The organism is Hirschia sp. (assembly GCF_058892565.1).
Window position 1 is genome coordinate 25,309 of record NZ_JBZXVU010000033.1, and the last position, 20,223, is coordinate 45,531.

Here is a 20,223-nt window from a genome sequence, read left to right on the forward strand (position 1 = left end):
TATTTAGCCTTCAATCTGAATAAATACCCGACCATCTCTGATCTCGACCGCATGGGTCTGGACGCGCCCTTCATCAGGCCCAGTTGCTTCACCAGATTTCAAATCGAAAACCCAATTATGCAAAGGACAAGTGACGGAACAATCATGAACAATACCTTCGGTAAGCGGCCCCTTTTTATGAGGACATGCATTGTCAATCGCGTAGACTTCTGACGCCATTGTCCGAAAGAGACCTATTTCACGTCCTCTAATGATTGCGCGCCGAGACCCTTGAAGCGGAATATCCTCAATGGCACAAAGGTCGATCCAATCAATTACTGCAGTATCGTGTGGCATGATTTACTCCGCTGGTTCCAATGTCAAAGGTGCAAATTCATGAGCATCAACACCTTGCGATGCGCGCTGTGCCCAAGGGTCGTCTTGTGCAAATTGTTGAGAATGCAAGAAGCGTTGATAAAAGGCTTTGCGCCCTTTTTCATCGTCTACGATCATGGAACGGATCGTATCATATCCAACGCGATCAGCCCATTTATAGATGCGCTCAAGATACCAGCCCTGCTCTCGATAAGCCTGAAGCAATGCCGCGCAATATTCTATTGCTTCTTCTTCAGTTTCCACTTTGCAGAGGATTTGAGTGCCTTGGATGTGCATCCCAGCGGCACCACCAAAATGCAGCTCATACCCTGAATCCACACAGACAACACCAATGTCTTTACATGTTGATTCTGCACAATTCCTTGGGCAACCGGATACGGCTAACTTGACCTTTGCTGGCGACCATGAGCCCCACATCAATTTTTCAAGTTTAACACCTAGCCCAGTCGAATCTTGGGTTCCGAAACGACACCAGTCAGTCCCAACACAGGTTTTAACTGTACGCAGACCTTTTGCATATGCATGCCCTGAAACCATTCCGGCATTGTTCAAATCTTTCCAAACAGCGGGCAGATCATCCTTTTTAACACCAAGCAAATCTATTCGCTGACCGCCTGTGTATTTTACCGTTGGAATTTCAAATTTATCAACGACATCCGCAATAGCTCGCAATTCTTTGGATGTGGTCAAACCACCCCAAGCACGAGGAACTACGGAGTAAGTTCCGTCTTTTTGAATATTGGCATGAACACGCTCATTGATGAAACGTGATTGCTGATCATCAACATATTCACCCGGCCATGTCGCAATGAGGTAATAGTTCAGAGCTGGACGACATTTGGCGCATCCGCCAGAGGTTTTCCAACCAAGCTCCTGCATAATCGCTGGGATTGATTTCAGCTCTTTGGCAACGATCAAACGACGCACATCACCCGGCCCCAAATCTGTACAGCCACAGACTGTAACTTTAGTGCCGCCAAATTCATCGCCAAGCGTGTATGCGAGCAAACTTTCCACAAGCCCCGTACACGTTCCACATGACGCAGACGCTTTCGTACAAGAACGCACACCAGCTAGATCTTTTAGTCCTTCTTTTTCAATAGCAGATACGATTTTACCTTTGGAAACGCCGTTACAACCACAGATTTCTGCATCATCCGGCAAGGCTGCAACGGCCGCCGTGGGGTCCAGCGGAGCTGCTCCCGAAAAGCTTTGGCCAAAAATAAGATTTTCACGATCTTCTGATGCTATCGGAGCACCTTCTTTAATTTTCTGGAAGAACCAGGCACCATCTGCTGTTTCGCCGTACAGAACAGCTCCAATAAGGCGATCTTCTTCAAGAACTAAACGTTTATAAATACCGCGAGCCGCATCACGGAAAACAATTTCTTCGCGGTTTTCACCCTCCGCAAAATCACCCGCAGAAAAAAGATCTACACCCGTGACTTTCAGTTTTGTCGACGTCTCAGAGTGAGCAAATGCATGATCAACTTCACCGGCCAAATGCATACCCAGAACACGCGCTTGTTCATATAGCGGCGCAACCAGACCATACACATTGCCTTCAAATTCCACACACTCACCAACAGAATAAATATCTGGATCAGATGTCTGCATGTTTGAGGATACTTGAATCCCACGCCCCGTGTCCAATCCGGCCTCTTTGGCCAGTTCAACACTTGGACGAATACCTACAGCCATGACCACCATATCGGCTTTTAGACGAGTACCATCTTCAAGCAGCACCGCCTCGACACAATCAGTTCCAACAATCTCTTTTGTGTTGGCTTTCGTCATAATTTTGATACCGCGAGAAGATAATTCTTTCTCAAGAAGATATCCTGCGGACGGATCAAGCTGGCGTTCCATTAGTGTTGGCATGAGATGCAACACAGTCACGTCCATGCCTTGCATTTTTAGGCCTGCCGCCGCTTCTAGCCCGAGCAACCCGCCCCCGATGACAACAGCGCTTGAATTTTCTTTGTTGGAAAACTCAATCATTTTCTCAACATCATCGAGGTCGCGATACGCCAAAACGCCGTGAAGTTTATGCCCCGGACATGGAATAATAAATGGATTAGAACCGGTCGCGATGATCAACTTGTCATAGCTTTCAGTTATACCTGCAGCTGACGTGACAGTTTTTGCTTCTCGGTCAATTTGCGTAACACGGGCACCGCGATGAAGCGTGATATTATGCTCTTCATACCAGCCATCCCCGTGAATGATGATATCATCAAAACTCTGCTCACCAGAAAGAACTGGAGAAAGCATAATACGGTTATAATTCACGCGCGGTTCTGCGTTGAAGATAATGACTTCATACGCATCTGGTGCAGCTTCAAAAAGGGTCTCAAGTGCACGGCCTGGGGCCATACCATTCCCTATAACGACAAGTCTAGGTTTCATTGAAACGCTCCTGTCTCAATATGCGGGTTAAATATTTGTTTTTTATTGAAAAATAAGGACATGATTTTACGCTGCATCCTCTTTTTCCTTTTTAACATCCGGCTCAGATTCATCAGCTGGAGGCGTCGGATTTGCGCCGCCTTCATAATCTTCAAGAAACTGGAGTACGCGCTGGCGATAGTCGTAATAATCTGGGTGCTCAAGCAGCGCTTTACGTGTACGCGGACGTTCGATATCCACGCGCATATCCAAACCAATGCGGGCATTTGGACCATTCGTCATCATGATCACACGATCACCAAGCAGAATGGCTTCATCAACATCATGCGTCACACACATGGCTGTCACTTTGGTTTTTTGCCAGACATCCATAAGAACTTCTTGAAGCTCCCAACGCGTCAAACTGTCGAGCATACCAAATGGCTCATCAAGCAGGAGCAATTTCGGACTAAGCGCGAAAGCCCGCGCAATACCCACGCGCTGCTTCATCCCATTGGATAAATCCTGAGCCAGCTTATTCATCGAGTCTTTTAGGCCAACACGATAGAGATAGTATTCAACAATCTGCTCACGTTCTGCCTGACTTGCATCTGGGTAAACTTTATCAACCCCTATGGCCACATTCTGTTTGGCAGTTAGCCATGGGAATAAAGATGGAGATTGGAAGACAACGGCTCTGTCGGGGCCAGCAGATGCAACCTCCTTATGGTCGAGAATAATACCGCCTTTGGATACATCATTTAGACCTGCAGCCATTGTCAGAACTGTTGATTTTCCACACCCTGAATGTCCGATTATGGAAATAAACTCACCTTTTTTCACGAGTGTATCAAAACCATCGACAACCGTTAGCGGGCCTTTGGGCGTTGGATAAACTTTACACACTTGAGAAAATTCAAGATAGCGATCTTCATGCAGGCCTGAGGTTTTGGTCGCGTCTTCATAGACCTTAGGTGGCTTTTGCGTAATCGGCACAACATTTGGCAAAGGTGGCTCATCACCTTCTGTTTTGGCGGCTGCACCAACCCCCATCAGATAGGCGGTGACATCCTTACGAAGCTTTTTAAACTCTTCGCTTTCATTCATTTTGGTGCGGTCACGCGGACGCGGAATGTCTACTACGAAATCAGGTCCAAGCGATGCATTTGGTCCCGGGTTTAGCGGAATGATCCGATCCGCCAGCAATATAGCCTCATCCACATCATTGGTGATGAGAACAACAGTCTTTTTTTCCTGATCCCAGATCTCTGTGATCTCGTCCTGAAGTTTGGAACGCGTAAGCGCATCCAAAGCAGATAAAGGCTCATCAAGCAGCAAAATATCTGGGCTCATTGCCAAAGCGCGCGCAACAGATACACGTTGGCGCATACCACCAGAAAGCTCTGATGGTTTACGATCCGTGGCGTGCCCAAGCCCCACCATTTCAACATAACGCAGAGTGCGTTCTTCGCGCTGTTTTTTGGACTCGCTTTTAAAGACAGTATCCACAGCCAAGGCGACATTTTCTTTAACTGTCATCCACGGCATCAACGAATAGCTTTGAAAGACGAGACCGCGGTCAGGGGCTGGCCCCTCCACTTTTTCGCCTTTACTAAAGACTTCACCCGCGTCAGGAAATTCAAGCCCAGCGATCAAATTGATCAGAGTGGTTTTGCCCGATCCTGAAAACCCTAGAATGGCAACAAATTCAGTGTCAGCGACTTCAAGATTTACATCTTTGAGAATTTCCGCACGATCTGGTCCATCACCATACCATTTGGATACATTTTTTAGCGAAAGTATCGCCATGACAGCCTCCAATATTAGCGGTTAGTTGAGTGAGTGAACATTGTTTGAAGTGCAGCCATGAAGCGGTCGAGAATGAACCCGATTATTCCGATCGTCAGCACAGCAACCATGATCTTAGCTAGAGATTGAGATGACCCGTTCTGAAATTCATCCCATACAAATTTTCCAAGACCAGGGTTTTGAGCCAGCATTTCAGCGGCGATCAACACCATCCAGCCAACCCCAAGAGACAAGCGCATACCTGTAAAAATCAGTGGCAGAGCAGAAGGCAGCACCAGCTTGGTGACTTTGGTCCAAGCATCCAGCTTCAATACTTTACCCACATTCACGAGATCTTTGTCGATAGAGGCAACACCCACAGCTGTATTGATCAAAGTTGGCCATAACGAACACAAAGTCACAGTGATTGCCGATGTCAGGAACGATTTGGACATATTCCCATCTGTCGCCACAGTCGCAGACACGACCATCGTCACGATGGGCAGCCACGCCAAGGGAGATACTGGCTTAAATATTTGGATAATAGGGTTGAAAGCCGCGCTCATTGCAGGCGACATACCCATGATAATACCAAGCGGTGCTGCAATAACTGTAGCGAGGATAAATCCGAAGAACACAGTCTTCAAACTCGTCCATATTTGCTGGTAATAAGTCTGCTTACCTGTGTAATCTCTGTCGCGCACTTCACCTTCACGACCTGCCGCGATCAAAGCATCATTGCGTGCATCCTGACGCGCATAAAAAGCATCAGATTTCACTTTTTCTGCAACATGGTCTTTATGCAAAACGACAGCTTGTTCCCAAACTTGAGAAGGCCCCGGAATAGCACCTAGAGATGTTTTAACGGTTGGTGCCAATTGCGCCCAAGCAAACATAAAAATCAGAAGCGCTAGAATTGGCACACCAAGCCGCATCCACAACGCCTTGCCCTGCTCTTTGGGGCTATCACCCGCCGCTATCATCAAGAGCGGTGTCACCCAAGACAAGCCTACGGCATCCAAAAATTTGGAAGCCTTGTTAATGGCAGTAAAAATCTTTTCTTTGCGTGCTTCTTTTGCAGCGTCTTTATCAACAGTCACCTCTAACGAAGCATCTGATTGTGTTTCTGCAGGTTGGACGATGGACATGTATAATTTCCGTATGTTTCACTGCAAAACAACTGCAGCAATAAAAAGCTCATTCTATAAAAATTGGCGGAGACTTAGAGAGACATAGGCCCCCGCCAAGTATCGGGCGTTGAAACCGACTACTCTACAATTGTCGAACCTTCGACACGCTGATTACCTTTCAGACCAATAGGCAAACTATCGAGGTATGCGTTTGGCGCACGGCCATCAAAAGCAATACCGTCAATGATATCTTCGCTTGGGGTTGGAGCTTTGTAACCGTCTGTTTCCCAAGGGAAATCAGCTTCATTTGCCTTACCTTCATCAACCAGCATTCTGGCTGCTTCTAGGTATATGTCTGGGCGGTATACATTTTTTGCAATTTCATCATACCAAGCGTCAGACTTGCCTTCAGGGATTTGTCCCCAACGGCGCATTTGTGAAAGATACCAAACTGCATCTGAGTAATATGGGTATGTCGCATTATAACGGAAAAACACGTTGAAATCCGGAACGTCGCGCTTATCGCCTTTTTCGTACTCGAAAGTACCCGTCATTGAGTTTGCAATAACTTCAGCATCCGCACCCACATATTCTGAACGCGACAAAATCTCGACAGCTTCAGGACGGTTGGCATTGTCATTTTCATCCAACCACATTGCCGCACGAATAAGCGCTTTCGTCAGAGCAAGTGTTGTATTCGGGTTTTCCTCAGCAAATTCCTTTGTGATACCGAATACTTTTTCTGGGTTGTCTTTCCAGATTTCATAGTCAGTGATGACTGGAACACCAATGCCTTTAAATACAGCTTGCTGGTTCCAAGGCTCACCCACACAATATCCATATATTGTACCCGCTTCCAAAGTAGCCGGCATTTGCGGTGGAGGCGTCACTGATAAGAATGCTTCAGCTTGAATTTTTCCAGATGTGTCATCCGGCGAATAAAAACCTGGGTGGATACCACCAGATGCTAGCCAATAGCGAAGCTCGTAATTGTGTGTGGATACTGGGAAAACCATCCCCATATTGAAGGGCTTGCCTTCATTATTGTATTTTTCAACAACTGGCTTGAGGTATTCTGCTTTGATTGGGTGAACGGGACGCCCATCATCCATTTTTGGAATATTAGGCTTCATTTCAGCCCACACTTCGTTGGAAACGGTAATACCATTCCCATTCAAATCCATTGAAAATGGCGTGATAATATCAGCCTTTGTTCCATAACCGATTGTCGCCGCTATTGGTTGACCAGCAAGCATGTGCGCGCCATCCAACTCACCATCAATCACGCGATCCAGAAGGACTTTCCAGTTCGCTTGGGGCTCAACTGTTACGAAAAGACCTTCATCTTCAAAATAGCCTTTTTCATAAGCAATCGCTAAAGGGGCCATATCCGTCAGCTTGATAAAGCCAAAAGTCAGATCTGTTTTCTCAAGCGCAAGTGTCGATATTGGAGCCACATCAACATCAGCTGACGGTTTCACAGAACTCGATGAATTATCACCACAAGCAGCTAGCATAGAGGCCGCGATAATAGCTGTGCCCAGTACAATTTTACGCATTGAGGGCATATGCGGAGTAGTTTTAAAAAAAGTCGCCAACGCAGTCATATAACGTCTCCTAAGCGGGGTTTGAGGCAATCGAAGAGATTGTGACCTCAACCAAAAAAATTGGAAAATTCGAAAAACAATGGGAAAGTTCTGATTAAGAACTCCCACGATACGAATCGAGTCCCGCGGCGGACTACGAATACTTAGAGCAGCATCGTCACTGCGCATTTCCTGTTTCTAATACGTTAATAAAACTTTCAAGCTCGACATCTCTCACTGCCCAATCTTGATGCAATTTGACAAGAATACACCCACAATAAAGCAGAGGTTGCACAATAATCGAGCAAACACGCGCTCTTCTGATCTTAGTGAGTTAAAGATTTAAACCGACATTTTTGATGAGCTGATCAGTCAATTACGCTCAACAAAACCTTTGCTCGGATCAAAATTTCCCATCATCGCGCTGAGTTAAAGTGCGAAAGGCTTCAAGCTCTTTTATAGGATTGAATGCTGGGTCTGATGCCGCCTGCGCGCGATATGTATCTGCCATCGAAACAGCGGTCTCTAAATCAGCTATTGCTTCCTCTATTGAACCAATAGCTGTGTGCGCACATGCACGTTGATAAAATGCGTGCGCATTATCTGGATCAATGACAAGCGCGCGATTTGCTAGGCTTAAAGCCCATTGTGGCTCAGCCATTTGCAAAGCAGAATCTGCTTTAAACGTCATTGCCTCTGTATCTTCTGGGCGCATTTTCAAAATTTCGTCGTAAATAGCAATTTTCGAAGATGCAGCTGTCTCCTGACTCGCACGTAACCATAGAGAATGTATTTCATTGGTTTCATCAATTTCCGACTGTGCTTCGATCAAACGCTTAGATTTAAGCTTTAGCTCTGCTTCCACGGCATCCATCCGCTCAGCATATCCAGCGATCAGACTTTCCACCCGCGCCTCTGCAATCTGGCTCACACGTGATCGAATATCTCTAAGCGAATTCCAACCGAAAAACACAAGCAATGTTGTGACTGCCGTAATCACGAAAAAGAAAAGCTCTACAGCATTACGCGCATAGCCAGCAGCATCTTTTGCGATCTCATATTCTCTTGTAACCTGCCGCTCCAGCATATTTGCGCGTGAACGCTCATAATCCATTCTTAAATGGCGTACTTCGTCAAGAATATATCTAGCCGTAAATGGCGAATATAGCGGCTTATCAGGTTCTTGAACGACCTTATCCAAATCCCCAACATAAGCACCACTTTCTTGCGGCAATGCATTTTCTTGTTTGGGTTCCTGCGCCAGCGCTGTCGGTGAAATCATCATCGCTAGCAATAAAGCGAGAAAAGCCGCTGATAATGTGTGTATCATAACTATTTGCTGAAAAACGCAGAGTCGAAATTCAGCTCCTTCATATTATTAAGGACGCGTGATTTACGCCGCGTTGCCAATTTTGTTTACATGGCCATCGCTGCACCTCTCTAACAAATCTCATATGAAGTGCAACGGCAGGAGCCCCATAAACTTCAAACAAGTTTGGCACGCATAAGCGGTTCACAATAATTGGGCGCGCTACGACTTCCTAAACCGGTACATATATGTATATCGAAGCATTACCCTATCTTGCCAAATATCATAATTGGTAATACAGGTTGATATTTACACTTCTCTCTCCTGCCGGACACTTCTAATGAACGCCACATCTCAAGCCAGTTCATCTATGCGCGATCGCAAAATCACTTCAGCCCGCGTAAATGTATGCTCTCCAAATCGAAATTTCGTCACGCTTATCATCGAAACAGAAGGTGGTGTTGTCGGGTATGGAGACGCAACATTAAATGGGCGCGAGCTTGCCGTAGCATCATATTTGAATGACCATCTTATTCCTGCATTGATTGGCAAAGACTGCGGCCAAATCGAAGATATCTGGCAATATTTCTACAAAGGCGCTTATTGGCGTCGCGGCCCTGTTACGATGTCTGCAATTGCTGCAATTGATACTGCGCTTTGGGATATCAAAGCTAAAATGGCCAATATGCCACTTTATCAATTACTCGGCGGAAAAAGTCGCGACAGCGTTCTAGTCTATGGCCATGCAAACGGAACAGATGCATCCCACACAGTTGAAGAAGTTCTACGTTACAAAGAAATGGGCTATCAAGCCATCAGAGCGCAATCAGGCGTACCCGGTCTTGATGTGGCTTATGGCGTATCTAAAGACAAAATGTATTATGAACCCGCCGACAGCCACCTCCCCTCAGAACAGCTCTGGGACACGCGAGCATATCTGAACTTCATACCCAAATTGTTTGAAAAAGTTCGTGACGCAGTCGGCACTGAAACAGCACTCCTTCATGACGGACACCACCGCATGACACCACAAGAGGCTGCAAGACTTGGTAAATCCTTAGAACCATTTGATCTGTTCTGGCTGGAAGATGCTACACCAGCAGAAAACCAAGAAGCATTTCGTCTTATTCGCCAGCACACAACAACCCCTTTGGCAGTGGGTGAGATTTTTAACAGTATCCATGATTGCCGTGAACTGATTCAAAACCAGCTCATTGATTTTATCCGCACCACTATTGTTCATGCAGGTGGGATCACACATTTGCGCCGCATCGCTGACCTTGCTGCACTCTATCAGATTAGAACAGGAAGCCATGGTGCAACAGACCTCTCTCCTGTTTGTATGGGAACTGCCATCCACTTTGACACGTGGGTTCCAAACTTTGGAATACAGGAATATATGCGCCATACAGAAGCCACAGATGAAGTCTTCCCGCATGACTACAAGTTTGAAAGCGGTCACATGATATGTGGTGAAACCCCTGGGCATGGCGTCACGTTAGACGAAAAATTAGCAGCTAAATATCCCTATGATCCGCGCCAATTACCAATTGCACGCCTCAAAGACGGAACTATGTGGAATTGGTAATTTCAGTCTATGCAAGCATAATACAATTTTCCGATAAAACTTATGGCTCGCTCACATGAAACGATTATATCAAACAGTCGCAAATACACTCAAATCCAAGATTGAAGCTGGTGAATATGAAATTGGTCAGCGACTTTCAGCCGAACGAATTCTCGCTGAAGAGTTCAATGTATCTCGACCTACGATTAGAGAAGCTATAATTGCGCTTGAAATCATGGGCTTAGTCGAAGTCAAAAATGGTTCGGGTGTTCATGTTATTTCTGATCGCGCCAATAATGATGCAGCAAACGATCTAGATATTGGTCCATTTGAAATGATGGAAGCGCGTATTTATCTAGAAAGTGACATCGCTGAATTAGCTGCAACCCGCATAGACGACATCACCCTTGCTAAACTTGAACAGCTTCTTGTTGAAATGGTTCAAGAAAATGCAAATGGGAATATCAGTGATAGTGAAAGCGCAGACCGTCAGTTTCATATGATGATAGCAAACGCGACCCAAAACTCAGCTTTGGTAAAAATGAGCGAAGATTTGTGGGCTGTTCGTGATTCCAGTCCCGTTGTGATCGAAATGCTAAACCGGTCTCGCGAATATGGTGTTCAGCCCATGGTCGAAGACCACAGAAACATTTTCTACAACCTCAAAAATCGTGATCCTGCTGGTGCCAGAAAAGCAATGTTTGATCACCTCACCCGCGTCATTGATGCACTTCTGGAAGTGACAGAAACCGATGATGTAGAAAAGGCAAAAAACAAAGCCCAAGCCAGACGCGATCACTATCTCGGGCAAAAGAAAAATTGATCACCGCTTGCTCCATAACACTCTTTCAGTTTGATAAGGCTTACAATTTGGGCGAAAAAGGAAGCAGTCTATGACTCAATTTTCTCGCCGGCATGTTATGTCTATCGCTGGCAGTGCCTGCCTGTCTTTTCCGTTATCAGGATGCAATTCCAATCAACCAGCTTTGATAGCCGCCGATGCATTAAGCGCAGACTATCCAACAGTGGCCGCCCTCACTTTCATGACGGACCGTTTGAGGGAAAAAACCGAGGGCCGCATCAAAACAGAGATTTATTCCGGTGCACAATTAGGCGCTGAAAGAGATACTCTAGAAATCTCCATGTTTGGCGGCATAGACTTTAACCGAGTTAATCTTGCCCCATTAAACCCGATTGCCAAATCAACAATTGTTCCATCCCTGCCTTTCGTCTTTAGGTCCATTCCGCATATGCGAGCGGCCATGGACGGCGCGCCCGGCCAAAAAATTCTCGCAAGCCTAGCCGAGCATGATTTGATTGGTTTGTGCTTTTACGATTCTGGTGCGCGCAGTTTCTACAATACAATCAAACCCATTCGCACGCCCGATGACCTTAAAGGCATGAAGATACGTGTTCAAAATTCAAACCTATATGTCGCCATGGTGGAAGCATTAGGCGCAAATGCCACTCCGATGTCATTTTCTGAAGTGTACCAAAGCCTTGTGCAAGGCGTGATTGATGGCGCTGAAAATAACTGGCCCTCCTATGAAAACACACGCCATTTTGAAGCTGCCCGATATTATTCTCTGACCCAACATCTCATGACACCGGAAATTCTAGTGATGTCTGCTAGACGCTGGAAAATGATGTCTGACAATGATCGAGAGCTTGTGATGGAATCTGCACGTGAATCTGTTCCTTTCATGCGTCAAATCTGGGATGCACGCGTCAACAGCGCAATGGAAGTCGTCAAAAAAAGCGGCGTCGAAATCATTGAAACAATTGATAAAGATCCATTCATTGAATGCATGCAGCCTGTATATGATCGCTTTTTAACGCCAGACTTGCGTGAGCTCATGGAAGAAATTCAGGACATGGAGTCTTCTGATGTTTGAGTCCGCAGCAGACGCAATTTCCAAGTTATCATTCCTCCTATCGCGACTATGTTTATGGATTTCCAGCATTGGTATTGTTGCCATAACCGCGATTATATTCTGGCAAGTCATTGCACGGTATATTTTCAATGCTAGCCCGTCTTGGAGCGAACAACTCGCGCTTTATCTTCTGGTCTGGACAGTCCTGTTCGCAGCAGCTGCAGGCGTTAGGGAACAATTTCATATTCACATCACCGTATTCCAGAATGGACTGAATAAAGCCCGTTTGCCTGTCATCATATTCACGCATGTGGTCACTGCAAGCGCGGGCCTAACACTCGCTGTGTATGGTACGAAATTAGTCTCTCGTCTCTGGCAATATCCAATCCCGTCCTTAGGGCTGCCCCGTGGATCTGCATTTTTGCCCCTTCCACTTGCCGGAGCTCTGATCTGCTTTTTTGCGATAGAACATATCATCGCCAATAGTCGCAATGAGAAGGTGATACCAGCATGGCGCTAACACTTCTTCTTCTTGCACTCGCTATTTTTCTAATTGCTGGTGTGCCCATATCATTTGCGCTGCTTTCCGCATCAGTCCTGACACTTGTATATCTAGACATCGCGCCAGTGATTGCTGTTCAGCAATTGGCCGCTGGTATCAATGTCTTCTCTCTTATGGCCATCCCATTCTTTATATTCGCAGGCGACCTCATGTATCGCTCAGGAATAGCAGAAAAGCTTTTACAGGTTGCAGATGCAGCGCTCGGCAGGCTTCAGGGCGGATTAGGTCAAGTTGATGTGGGCGCTTCTATGCTGTTTGGAGCCGTCTCTGGATCTTCAATAGCGTCCGTTTCCGCACTTGGTTCTTCGCTCATGCCTGCAATGCAAGAAAAAGGTTATGACAAAGACTATGCGGTCAATGTGACGTGCTGCGCCGCAATTTTGGGTGTCATCATCCCTCCATCTCACAATATGATCATCTATGCCGCGTCTTCAGGTTTAGGCATATCAATTGGTGATCTGTTTTTGGCTGGGATATTTCCCGGCATTATCGCCGGTATAGCGCTAGCTATTACAGCTTGGATAATTGCTCGCAAACGCAACTACCCTAAAGGCGTCTTCCCTGGATGGCCTGCCTTTCTAAAAGCGAGCATTATCGCTTTGCCGGGCCTGTTTACAGCCGTTATTATTGTAGTGGGCATACTTGGAGGCGTCTTCACGCCAACTGAAAGCTCTGCTGTTGCTATTGTCTACACATTGATAGTTGCCGCCTTTGTGTACCGAACCCTGACGCCAACAACCTTTGCACTCGCATGTCGAGGCGCTGTGCAAACGACAGCAATCGTAATGATGATAATTGGATCAGCAGCAGTGTTTGGTTGGTTGCTCGCCCTTTTGCACGCACCTACGCAATTGGCTCAACTTGTCATGTCGATTTCAGATAATCCAACACTGGTCATGTTGATGGTGATTTTGGTTCTTCTCATTCTAGGAACTTTCATGGATATGGCCCCTCTTATCATTATCACCACACCGATTTTCTTACCCATGATGATGGAATTGGGTGTCGATCCAGTTCACTTTGGCATCGTGCTTATTCTCACCTTAGGGATAGGTCTCGTGACACCGCCAGTTGGGTCAGTGCTTTTCGTGGGAGCGGCCATTGGTGACATAAAAATTGAAGAAACCGTCAAGACAATATGGCCTTTCTATCTTGCTCTCATAGCGGCGCTTTTGCTGACGGCTTACATACCAAGCTTGACGCTTTTCCTGCCAAGTGTATTTCAGTAACAAAACAAATATAAAAAATACGGGGCTTTAAAACCATGATATTAAATGGGGAGATTAAACATGAAAAACAAAGCACTAAAGCTCTACACATCTGTACTCGCACTCGCTTTTGCGGCGGCATGTCAACCAACAGATAAAGCCTCTTCTATTGAAGAAACCCAACCCAAAAAAACGGCAAGTTTTGAATATTTTTCTTATTCAGGCCAAACACCAGAAACAGTCGAATTAGCGGACAACCAATACCAAAATCCAATTCTAGCTGGCTATTATCCAGATCCTTCTGTTTTGCGCGTCGATGAAGATTATTATCTGGTCAATTCCAGTTTCTCGCACTTTCCTGGCATCCCCGTTTTTCATTCAAAAGACCTCGTAAATTGGTCTCAAATCGGCAACGCAATTGATCGACCAGACCAGCTTGATTTCTCAGGACTGACCGTTTCTAGAGGTGTGTTTGCACCTGATATTTCCTACCATGATGGGGTGTTTTATATCGTCACTACATGCGTTGATTGCAAAGGTAATTTCGTTATCACCGCAGATAATCCTACTGGCCCATGGTCAGATCCGGTTTGGCTAGATTTTGACGGCATTGACCCATCCATTTTTTGGGAAGGCGAGAAAGCCTATATCGTCAATAATGATGCACCGATCGGAACACCCATATATGAAGGGCATCGCGCAATTTGGGTTCAAGAATTTGACTGGCAAAATCTCAAAATGGTCGGAGAGCGTACCCTGCTAATTAATGGCGGCGTAGATATCACTACCGAACCTGTATGGATTGAAGGCCCGCATATTCTAAAACGCGACGGATATTATTACCTCACCGCTGCTGAGGGTGGGACCAGCGTCAATCACTCCCAGACCATATTCAGGTCCAAAGACGTCAGAGGTCCATTCCTTCCTGCAGACCACAATCCCATCCTTACGCAAAGAGATTTAGTCCCAGATAGAACACACCCTATTTCCGCTGCAGGGCATGCAAAGTTTGTTGAAACGCAAAATGGAGAATGGTGGGCAACTTTTTTAAGCACACGTCCATATGATGCAGAAGACCACTATAATATTGGCCGTGAAACCTTCTTACTTCCCGTCAGCTGGAATGATGGCTGGCCTTACATACTGCCCGCTGGAGAAGCAATTCCTTTTGCCCACGCCAAACCAAACCTGCCTGCTCAGGCAGCCCCAGCCTTACCGCTAACTGGTAATTTCAGCTATCGCGATGAGTTTGACGGAAGCGCTCTATCTCAACAATGGGTTGGAGTTCGCAATCCTGAAAGCGCATTTTATTCCATTAAAAACGGCGCACTTAATCTAAGTTGTGATTATGCCTTTGGTGATCTTTCTCACGCACCTTCATTTATCGGCCGCCGCCAACAGCACCACATCGCGACAACCACAACATCCCTCTCCTATACACCTCAAGCTAACGGTGATCAGGCCGGTTTAGTTGCCATTCAAAATGATACATCATTGGTATTTTTCGGAATTGAGAAAGACGAGAACGGCACCAATATTGTTGTTAGAACAAAAGACAATTCCGACAACGACACATTGCTGGCCTCAGCGCCAATAACCAATCTTGAGAATATAGACCTGACATTAAGCAGCGATGCCGGACTGATGCAGTTTGAATATGCAATTGAAGGAGCGCAAACAGTGTTGGCTCAAGACATTGATGCAACGCTATTAAGCACCGCAAAGGCAGGCGGATTTGTCGGCACAATCATTGGCCCCTATTGTCATTCTTCCGTACAATAACTCCACAAATCAACAGCACATAATAAGCCTCCCCTTTATGGGGGAGGCTTTTTCTTGAGAAGATCTCTTCATTTCTAAACTATTGTGTTTGTCCCGGCGCAAACGGAAATGAAAGCGCCTTATAATACTCCAGGCTATGTTCAGGCTGCGCACTTCCCTCTGGAAGTTCCAGCCCGTTAATGCTCATCCAATAAGCGAGAGAAGCATCACGCCACCATTTTGCTTCTTTATGTTGAATACCCAGAAAATCAGAAATTTGCTCATACCGTTCAGCGTCAATTTCGCCTTCAAGGTTTAGCCAATCAGATTGCATCTTCGCCACAGCATCCACACCGCGATCATAATGACGCACCATTTCCTGCCAAAGCGTCAAACCGCTCTTCATCTCATAATCCCAACCAACTCGGTGGAACCATAGTAAAAGATTGTCCGGCACGGTTTCCAGATTGCTCCATTTTTTACGCAAAGGTTTTGCATATTGAGCCAGTGCATTTGACCCTGTTTTTGTGCGATCAAAACCGATTTCATCGGTGGTCGCACGGTGGTAATAATACGGGTTCCAGTCAGCGCGCCCCAAATCATCCACCCAAGGCCCAGGTCCATAATGATGTCCTGTGCCCATAAGATGAGTTAAGCCTAGAGGTGTCATGTAATCGACAACCGCTTCCCGCGATCCCATCATCATGCTCAAAACGGTTTCTTCGCCGGCATTTGATAAATCAAACGTCTGATCAATCCACTCTTCAGCAATAGATGAACTTGATAGTTTCGGGTTCCATGCCAAACGCCCAAAAGCATACCAATTGGCTTGATCAAATATGGAACCAGCCCAATTGCGGTCACGCCCAATATTGGCCACACCGGCTATACCTGACAGTTTGTGATTAAAAGTTTTGCCATCCACAATATCGGCGACACTGGCATCTTCATTCTTCACATGAGTGTCCGTATCAAGCACCTCTTCCCACATCGGCCCCAAATAAGCCAAGTGCGTTGAAAATCCCAGATATTCCTTAGTCAGCTGAAGTTCGAGCATCACAGGCGTTTTTTCCATGCCGCCAAACAATGGGTGAATGGGTTCGCGTGGTTGAAAGTCCAATGGTCCGTTTTTAGACTGAACCAGCACATTGTCTCTAAACTTGCCATCAAGCGGAACAAACTCGTCATATGCTTGTTTGACACGATCATCTGGCTCTTCAGCGGAATAAACAAAGGCACGCCACATCACAACGCCACCATGTGAGGCCACGGCGTCTGCCAGCATATTTGCACCCTCAGCATGGTCACGATCATAATCTTGCGGCCCGGGCTGGCCTTCTGAATTTGCTTTGACGAGAAAACCACCAAAATCTGGGATATATTCGTAAATTTCATCCGCTTTGGTTTTCCACCATTCCTGAACATCGCTATTGCGCGGATCCGCTATTTCTAGACCATCCAGCTCCATTGGTGCCGAAAAACGCGCCGTTAGATAGACTTTTATGCCGTATGGACGAAACACATCTGCGAGCGCTGCAACTTTCTCAAGGTATCGCGGCGTTAAAACGGTCGCGTCGGCATTCACATTTGTTAGAACTGTTCCATTGATACCAATAGATGCATTCGCTCGCGCATAATCTGTGTATCGGGGCGACATATAGTCGGGCATACGAAACCAATCCCAGATGGACTCACCTGAAAAACCGCGCTCGACATGACCATTCAGATCATCCCAATGATTAAGTACGCGCAAATCAATGGCGGGTGCTTGTGTGATATCCAGTTTTGTCAGATCCGCTTCTGCAGCCACCTGCCTTAGATAGTCAAACACACCATAGAGCAGACCAATATCTGTCTTCGCGCCAATCAGTGTATGGCCTATCTCTTCGCCGTTTTCACTGCGAATGATATATCCCTCATCGCTTTCTACAGCTTCTAAATCACTTTCGATAGAACCAGAACACTGCGTACTACTTAGTAAAAGTGTTCCATCTTCAAGCTTATCGTGACGTACTAACTCACTGCCCGTCATCGCCATAAACGCTGATTGCAATTCATCAGATATAATATCGAGCGTTGGCGAGTTTGTTTCACAATCAAGCATAAAGCCAGTTGGAAATGCCGCCGCCTCTGGGTCCATGCGAGCATGGCGCAACCATAATTCATAGCCATCCTCTGCCTGTGCACACATAGGCATCACAGCCACAAGCCCTAGTGCGACAATTGACGATGCAAACACTTTCCCCAGTTTTCCAAAAGTCATCTTCATTTGTGATTTTTCCTCAAACGCGTCCACATGCTTGTTTTCAAATTGAAATTCATTCATCTTCTACCACCAACTCAAATGGTGTGACCGGCACATAGTCACCTTCAAATAGGGTTGGAATTGGCGAATCCGCCCACGCATAACGAATGCGTGCGCCTTGGGTTTTGTCGTCAATTGAAATGCGAAGACTATCCTGCCCTTCAAGGCTTGCTGGCACAAAACGGCATCCTTCCAACGGCGTGCAATACTCAACACCAGATAAATTATCACCGCCATAAATGCGCAAGCCATCCTGCGTATTCACAAACTCAACTATAATTCCATCATCGTTATAATATGCCCTTACAGGCTGGGCATTATCGCCCAATTGCTTACGATCTTTCGTTTGCAAATACCCTAAAGACTCAACGATACGCTGCGCCACAACCTGCTTATTAGCTGGATGAATATCAATGCGGTCTCCAATATCAATTGTGACAACCAGCCCTGTGTTTTCATCAGCTAAAGCCACCCGCCTCTGCGCGTCACGCACACCTGATGACCCACTCTCAACCGGCTCAAATGGCAAATTTCCATAATTTGCAAGCTGGATAACCACAACCGGCAGATCAGAAGTAAACATGAGCCGCCAGCCTTTAATCAACCCAGCCAACATTTGCTCATAATCTTCTGGATTGCTCGCATTGCTTTCACCCTGATACCAGAATGCCGCCTTGAATTTCAGACCATCCAGAGGCGACACCATACCATTGTGAATACCAGACAAACCATTCATTGTTTCCCATGGCGCACGATCCATAGAGCTTGGTCCGTTTTCAATCAGCTGCCATTGCCAATTTTCAAAACCAATATTTTGCTGCTGCCAGTTCACACCAGAATCGCTAAGGTCTAAAATTCCACCAGCCTTCCAGCCATTCTCAATCGCAATCGTAATTATGTTTTTACCTGACTTCAGCAAGCCTGCACTTGCCTCATAAACCGAGGCTCCACTCCAGCCATAGCCAGAGCCAACGAACTCACCATTCACCCAAACATAATCGCGTTCATCAGTCAGTCCGACAGATAAATCCACCGCAGACCCATCATAATCTTCTGGCAAACTCAATTCAGTTTGAAACCAGATTAAGCCTTTATATTCCTCTATTTCTTCAATGCCCCAGGCTTGATAATTGCCCATGGTTTCAGGTGCTTTTTTCCACGCCTGATCAATACTTTGTGACGCATTTTCCCAAGGCTTTGATGCTGAAGGAAACGTGCTATCCCACCACGTATTTAGTCTTTCTCCGAATTTGGATATCGCTGCTTTGGGAGTCTCCCTATAGTTTTGCAGCATCTCCAACTCATCTGAAACCAGACCCGTTTCCTCCAATGAGGCCTCATTCATCCACGCTTCTATACGTGTTCCGCCCCATGCTGCCTGCACTAGGCCAATGGGAGTATCTGATTTCTTTTCCAACTCTTTAGCCGAGAACCAGCAAACCGCTGAAAAATTCTCAACTGTTTTTGCACTCGCCATTTCCCACGAAACATCGCCAGTGACACTTTTTTGCGGCGCATTGAATGAGCGCATTGGCATTTGAAACAAACGAATATTAGAGCCGTCAGCTGCCGGAATTTCGCGATTGGGATTAAGCGCACGAGACACTGGAAATTCCATGTTGGACTGTCCAGAACACAGATACACATCGCCAATTAAGACATCTTCCAGCACTTGAATCTGACCATCTTCAGTTTCAACTTTAACCTGATATGGCCCCATTGCGTCTGGTTCATCAAAACTTATCCGCCAATTACCAACAAGGTCTGCTTCTGCTTGTTTGGTTTCACCATTAAAAGTCAGATTGATTTTTTGACCCGAGCCAGCCCGCCCCCAAAACGGAATTTCATACCCTTGTTGTAATACCATGTGATCTGAGAACACATTGCTCAAAATTGGTGCGCTCTTACCTTCCTCATCCGAGGATGCTGTTGAACCAGATGTCGTTGAATCACATGCAACAACTCCACAAACCATTGCAGATATAAGCGCCGCCTTGATGCCAACCGTATTCAAGAACTGAATTCGCACGTCTAACTCTCCCCTAGTGTTTGTTTATATTTATTTTTCAGTTTCCGTCTCATGCGGAACCGTAATCTTTTTAGTCTACATCACCCGTATGCCTGCATTGGGAAATGCCCCAACATCCTGCCCGAAGATAAGACTTATCTCGCTGGAAACAGGAATGAAGACACTCTCTAATACTACAATTTATGTCAGACCAATTTTAAAAATCTATCTGGCCAATTTATTCTGCTCTATAGAATTCTGTCAACCACGCCTGAGCCAGATGTAGGGCCTAAAGTCCGAAAATCTGCTCCTCACTTAAACGTGAACCTAAATCAAAAATTAGACAGAGACAACGATGGACT

The 20,223-nt window shown here is 46.0% G+C and carries 14 protein-coding genes; 6 read left to right on the forward strand and 8 right to left on the reverse strand.

Annotation, left to right across the window (positions count from 1 at the left end; translation table 11 throughout):
- Positions 1–3: 3 nt before the first annotated feature.
- The 6 genes from nirD to AC5EF3_RS12915 all read right to left on the reverse strand — a co-directional run bounded on the left by nirD (position 4) and on the right by AC5EF3_RS12915 (position 8,597).
- Positions 4–336: a nitrite reductase small subunit NirD gene (gene nirD, locus AC5EF3_RS12890; protein WP_015828603.1), complete on the reverse strand. Its 333-nt coding sequence runs from the start codon at positions 334–336 to the stop codon at positions 4–6.
- 3 nt (positions 337–339) lie between these two features.
- On the reverse strand, positions 340–2,784 hold the full coding sequence (nirB, locus tag AC5EF3_RS12895) for a nitrite reductase large subunit NirB (RefSeq protein ID WP_493548327.1): 2,445 nt from the start codon (positions 2,782–2,784) through the stop codon (positions 340–342).
- Positions 2,785–2,850: 66 nt separating this feature from the next.
- The gene (locus AC5EF3_RS12900; protein WP_493548328.1) at positions 2,851–4,572 is read right to left on the reverse strand and encodes an ABC transporter ATP-binding protein; all 1,722 of its coding nucleotides are present in this window, start codon (positions 4,570–4,572) and stop codon (positions 2,851–2,853) included.
- A 14-nt stretch (positions 4,573–4,586) separates the two neighbouring features.
- Positions 4,587–5,699: an ABC transporter permease gene (locus AC5EF3_RS12905; protein WP_015828606.1), complete on the reverse strand. Its 1,113-nt coding sequence runs from the start codon at positions 5,697–5,699 to the stop codon at positions 4,587–4,589.
- A 119-nt stretch (positions 5,700–5,818) separates the two neighbouring features.
- The gene (locus AC5EF3_RS12910; RefSeq protein WP_493548329.1) at positions 5,819–7,240 is read right to left on the reverse strand and encodes a CmpA/NrtA family ABC transporter substrate-binding protein; all 1,422 of its coding nucleotides are present in this window, start codon (positions 7,238–7,240) and stop codon (positions 5,819–5,821) included.
- A gap of 430 nt (positions 7,241–7,670) precedes the next feature.
- Positions 7,671–8,597 carry a TPR end-of-group domain-containing protein gene (locus AC5EF3_RS12915; RefSeq protein WP_493548330.1) on the reverse strand — a complete coding sequence of 309 codons (927 nt, stop codon included), beginning with the start codon at positions 8,595–8,597 and terminating at the stop codon, positions 7,671–7,673.
- 319 nt (positions 8,598–8,916) lie between these two features.
- On the opposite strand from AC5EF3_RS12915, the gene manD reads away from it, so the two are divergent.
- The 6 genes from manD (at position 8,917) to AC5EF3_RS12945 (ending at position 15,569) form a co-directional block, all read left to right on the forward strand.
- Complete coding sequence (gene manD / locus AC5EF3_RS12920; RefSeq protein WP_493548331.1) at positions 8,917–10,164, forward strand: D-mannonate dehydratase ManD; 1,248 nt, start codon at positions 8,917–8,919, stop codon at positions 10,162–10,164.
- A gap of 55 nt (positions 10,165–10,219) precedes the next feature.
- The gene (locus AC5EF3_RS12925; RefSeq protein ID WP_493548332.1) at positions 10,220–10,966 is read left to right on the forward strand and encodes a FadR/GntR family transcriptional regulator; all 747 of its coding nucleotides are present in this window, start codon (positions 10,220–10,222) and stop codon (positions 10,964–10,966) included.
- A gap of 70 nt (positions 10,967–11,036) precedes the next feature.
- The gene (locus tag AC5EF3_RS12930) at positions 11,037–12,038 is read left to right on the forward strand and encodes a TRAP transporter substrate-binding protein (RefSeq protein WP_493548333.1); all 1,002 of its coding nucleotides are present in this window, start codon (positions 11,037–11,039) and stop codon (positions 12,036–12,038) included.
- Positions 12,031–12,537: a TRAP transporter small permease gene (locus tag AC5EF3_RS12935; protein ID WP_493548334.1), complete on the forward strand. Its 507-nt coding sequence runs from the start codon at positions 12,031–12,033 to the stop codon at positions 12,535–12,537. The genes AC5EF3_RS12930 and AC5EF3_RS12935 overlap by 8 nt, the downstream gene beginning before the upstream one ends.
- On the forward strand, positions 12,528–13,808 hold the full coding sequence (locus AC5EF3_RS12940) for a TRAP transporter large permease (protein WP_493548335.1): 1,281 nt from the start codon (positions 12,528–12,530) through the stop codon (positions 13,806–13,808). Before AC5EF3_RS12935 ends, AC5EF3_RS12940 begins: the two co-directional genes overlap by 10 nt.
- A gap of 60 nt (positions 13,809–13,868) precedes the next feature.
- A complete protein-coding gene (locus tag AC5EF3_RS12945) occupies positions 13,869–15,569 on the forward strand; it encodes a glycoside hydrolase family 43 protein (RefSeq protein ID WP_493548336.1) in 1,701 nt (566 codons plus the stop codon).
- Positions 15,570–15,648: 79 nt separating this feature from the next.
- On the opposite strand, the gene AC5EF3_RS12950 is transcribed toward AC5EF3_RS12945, so the two are convergent.
- Both AC5EF3_RS12950 and AC5EF3_RS12955 read right to left on the reverse strand, forming a co-directional pair.
- Entirely contained in the window at positions 15,649–17,817 is a 2,169-nt protein-coding gene (locus AC5EF3_RS12950) for an alpha-glucuronidase family glycosyl hydrolase (RefSeq protein ID WP_493548385.1), read from the reverse strand.
- A gap of 49 nt (positions 17,818–17,866) precedes the next feature.
- A complete protein-coding gene (locus AC5EF3_RS12955) occupies positions 17,867–19,882 on the reverse strand; it encodes a sialate O-acetylesterase (protein ID WP_493548337.1) in 2,016 nt (671 codons plus the stop codon).
- Between the last annotated feature and the right edge of the window lie 341 nt (positions 19,883–20,223).

Excerpts from the sequence above, each read along its gene's own strand:
- nirD (WP_015828603.1), bottom strand. The coding sequence starts at position 336 with ATGCCACACGATACTGCAGTAATTGATTGGATCGACCTTTGTGCCATT.
- nirB (WP_493548327.1), bottom strand. The coding sequence starts at position 2,784 with ATGAAACCTAGACTTGTCGTTATAGGGAATGGTATGGCCCCAGGCCGT.
- AC5EF3_RS12900 (WP_493548328.1), bottom strand. The coding sequence starts at position 4,572 with ATGGCGATACTTTCGCTAAAAAATGTATCCAAATGGTATGGTGATGGA.
- AC5EF3_RS12905 (WP_015828606.1), bottom strand. The coding sequence starts at position 5,699 with ATGTCCATCGTCCAACCTGCAGAAACACAATCAGATGCTTCGTTAGAG.
- AC5EF3_RS12910 (WP_493548329.1), bottom strand. The coding sequence starts at position 7,240 with ATGCGTAAAATTGTACTGGGCACAGCTATTATCGCGGCCTCTATGCTA.
- AC5EF3_RS12915 (WP_493548330.1), bottom strand. The coding sequence starts at position 8,597 with ATGATACACACATTATCAGCGGCTTTTCTCGCTTTATTGCTAGCGATG.
- manD (WP_493548331.1), top strand. The coding sequence starts at position 8,917 with ATGAACGCCACATCTCAAGCCAGTTCATCTATGCGCGATCGCAAAATC.
- AC5EF3_RS12925 (WP_493548332.1), top strand. The coding sequence starts at position 10,220 with ATGAAACGATTATATCAAACAGTCGCAAATACACTCAAATCCAAGATT.
- AC5EF3_RS12930 (WP_493548333.1), top strand. The coding sequence starts at position 11,037 with ATGACTCAATTTTCTCGCCGGCATGTTATGTCTATCGCTGGCAGTGCC.
- AC5EF3_RS12935 (WP_493548334.1), top strand. The coding sequence starts at position 12,031 with ATGTTTGAGTCCGCAGCAGACGCAATTTCCAAGTTATCATTCCTCCTA.
- AC5EF3_RS12940 (WP_493548335.1), top strand. The coding sequence starts at position 12,528 with ATGGCGCTAACACTTCTTCTTCTTGCACTCGCTATTTTTCTAATTGCT.
- AC5EF3_RS12945 (WP_493548336.1), top strand. The coding sequence starts at position 13,869 with ATGAAAAACAAAGCACTAAAGCTCTACACATCTGTACTCGCACTCGCT.
- AC5EF3_RS12950 (WP_493548385.1), bottom strand. The coding sequence starts at position 17,817 with ATGAAGATGACTTTTGGAAAACTGGGGAAAGTGTTTGCATCGTCAATT.